Source organism: Novosphingobium sp. AAP93, from assembly GCF_001296055.1.
Taxonomy (GTDB): Bacteria; Pseudomonadota; Alphaproteobacteria; order Sphingomonadales; family Sphingomonadaceae; genus Novosphingobium.
The window spans coordinates 1-2,507 of sequence record NZ_LJHZ01000084.1 but is presented as its reverse complement, the minus strand read 5'-3'; the positions used below and the strand labels follow the sequence as shown (position 1 = coordinate 2,507).

The window sequence follows — 2,507 nt, the reverse complement described above, 5'->3', positions numbered from 1 at the left end:
CCTGACGATGACCCAAGGCCACCGCCGAAATTACACCACGTTGACGGACGCGACCTTGATTGAACGCCCAGAGGGCGGTCGTCGCCGGCGCATAACGATCATGGCCACCAAGGCTGACTACGATCGCCTCGCCGACGAGCTCGGCAGCATAGGGCCCCCGATCGTCGTCGGCTTCGAGGCAACCGGCAACTACCATCGCACCCTGGCCCATCGGCTGCTCTCGGCAGGCTTCGAGCTGCGACTGATTTCGTCGGTTGCCCTGGCTCGCACCCGCGAGGCGTTGCACAATGGTTGGGACAAGAACGATTCCAAGGATGCGCAGGTGATCCTGCACATGCTGCGGATCGGTGCCACCCAGCGTTACGTCGATCCGCTGGCCGCCGGGATCAACGACCTGCAGGAGATGTCGAAGACCCATGAAGCCATCTCCAAGGCCAAGACCCAGACCTGGCATCGGATCCTGACGCACTATCTTCCGCTGTATTTTCCTGAGATCGAGCGCTTCGCTGGCAACAGCCGATCCGACTGGTTTCTGGCCCTGCTCGAACGCTTCCCAACCCCTGCCAGCATGACGGCGCTCGGCCAGGAAGGCTTTACGCACGAGGCTTGGTCTCTCGTCGGTCGCAAAGTGTCCAAGGCACGGTTAATCAACGACATCTACGAGACGGCCTGTGCTTCGGTGGCGCTGCCGATCGACGAGAACTCGGTCGCAATCACCATGTTCCGCATGGTCATCGCTCAAGCCAGGAGCCTCATCCGGCAGCGCGACGAGATCGAACGAACCGCCCACGCCATGCTGAGCGACAACCGCGATTACCAGCTGTTGCGCATGATTCCGGGGATCGGGCCGATCAACGCGCTGACCATCCTCGCCGAAGCAGGCGACCTTCGCCGGTTCGCCCACCATCGCCAGTTTCTCAAGTTCTGTGGCCTCGATCTGGCGACCTGCCAGTCGGGCACATTCCGCGGGCGGACCAAGCTCTCCAAGTACGGCAATGCCCGGCTACGGCGCACCTTCTGGATGGCGACCCAGGTTGCCATCCGCCAGCGCGACAACAGCTTCCGTGACAAGCTTGGCCGTTATGTCGCCGGCCATGGCAACGACCCTGATCGCCGCCGCAAGGCGATGACCGCACTCACCGCCAAGATGGCGCGCGTCGCTCACGCCGTCATCAAGACGGGAGCCGAGTACCGCCCGTTCGTCGAACGGGCGGACACCAGATGGAAGGACCCCTCTCTACTGTGCCGTGAGGGCGCTACGGCGACCCTATAGATAATGTTCGGGCCTTCCATCTGGCATCCGCATCTCATTTTAAGGACGGTGAGGACCACGACCTGCTCGGCCGCTGGATCCTGTGTTTGCTATGGCCGAGAGCGCATTCCTTGACGATGGAAGCCATCTGGATCAGAACGCAACCAGCGCCGATCACAATCGGCGCAACGAGACCTGCTGGCCGTTTCCCGCTGCTGCTTTCCAACCTAGGACGTTGTCACTGACGATGCAAGCGGGTTTGCCATACAACCGCACCAGTGTGTCCAACTCGCGGGCTACCCGCACGCCGGAGATGCTGGTGTCCCCCACCAGGCACAGGTTCTCCTGGCAGGCGTCATCGTAGATCGCCAAGATGCGCAGCCGGCGGGAAGCGCCGAACGTGTCGGCCACGAAGTCCATCGACCAGCGGTCGTTCGGCCGCAGCGGGACCGGCATTGGCGTTCGGCTGCCACGAGCGCGCTTACGGCCCCGTCTGCGACGCACCGACAAACCCTCCTCGCGGTACAGCCGATAGAGCTTCTTGTGGTTCATGATGTGCCCTCTGCGTTCAAGCATGACGCCGACACGGCGATAGCCGAACCGCCGACGTAGGCCGGCGATCTCGCGCATCTCCTCGCGGATCTCAGCATGGTCTGGCGGACGTTCTCGCCGGACCGTCTTGGGGTCGACGTCGATCAGCAGGCAGGCACGGCGCTGCGAGACCTGATAATCCCGCATCACGCCGAGCGCTGCGTCCCGTCGCTGGCCTGGCGTCGTCAGACTTTTCCCAACAGGTCCTTCAGGATCGCATTGTCCAGCACGCTCTCGGCCAGGAGCCGCTTGAGCTTGCCATTCTCATCCTCGAGCTGGCGCAGCCGCCGGGCATCGGACACCTCCAGGCCGCCGTACTTCGCCTTCAGCTTGTAAAAAGTCGCCGGGCTCAGGCCGTGCTTGCGGCAAACCTCCTCCGTCGGCAGGCCCGCCTCCTGCTCCTTGATCATCCCGATCATCTGTTCCTCGGAAAAACGGCTCTTTCTCATTCGTCTGCTCCTTCCATGGGGCAGACTCTACATCAGATTGAGGGAGCTAGCGGGGGGCAGGTCACTACGACAAAGCCCCAATCCTGCTTAACTCACTAGCTCAAATTTGTGCCATTCGTGCTGACGCCCGATGGTCATTGCATGCGCGAATAACAAGCCTGCGCAGCCATTCGCTGAGCGCGAGCCCGTTGGCAGAAGCTGCTGCGCGGGCACGG

The 2,507-nt window shown here is 62.5% G+C and carries 2 pseudogenes; one reads left to right on the top strand and one right to left on the bottom strand.

Annotated elements, in window-relative coordinates:
* A pseudogene (locus IP83_RS13380) lies at positions 1-1,277 on the top strand (IS110 family transposase); the annotation flags it as partial.
* A gap of 209 nt (positions 1,278-1,486) precedes the next feature.
* On the opposite strand, the pseudogene IP83_RS19625 reads toward IP83_RS13380, so the two are convergent.
* Positions 1,487-2,292, bottom strand: a pseudogene (locus IP83_RS19625) (transposase); the annotation flags it as partial.
* Positions 2,293-2,507 lie beyond the last annotated feature (215 nt).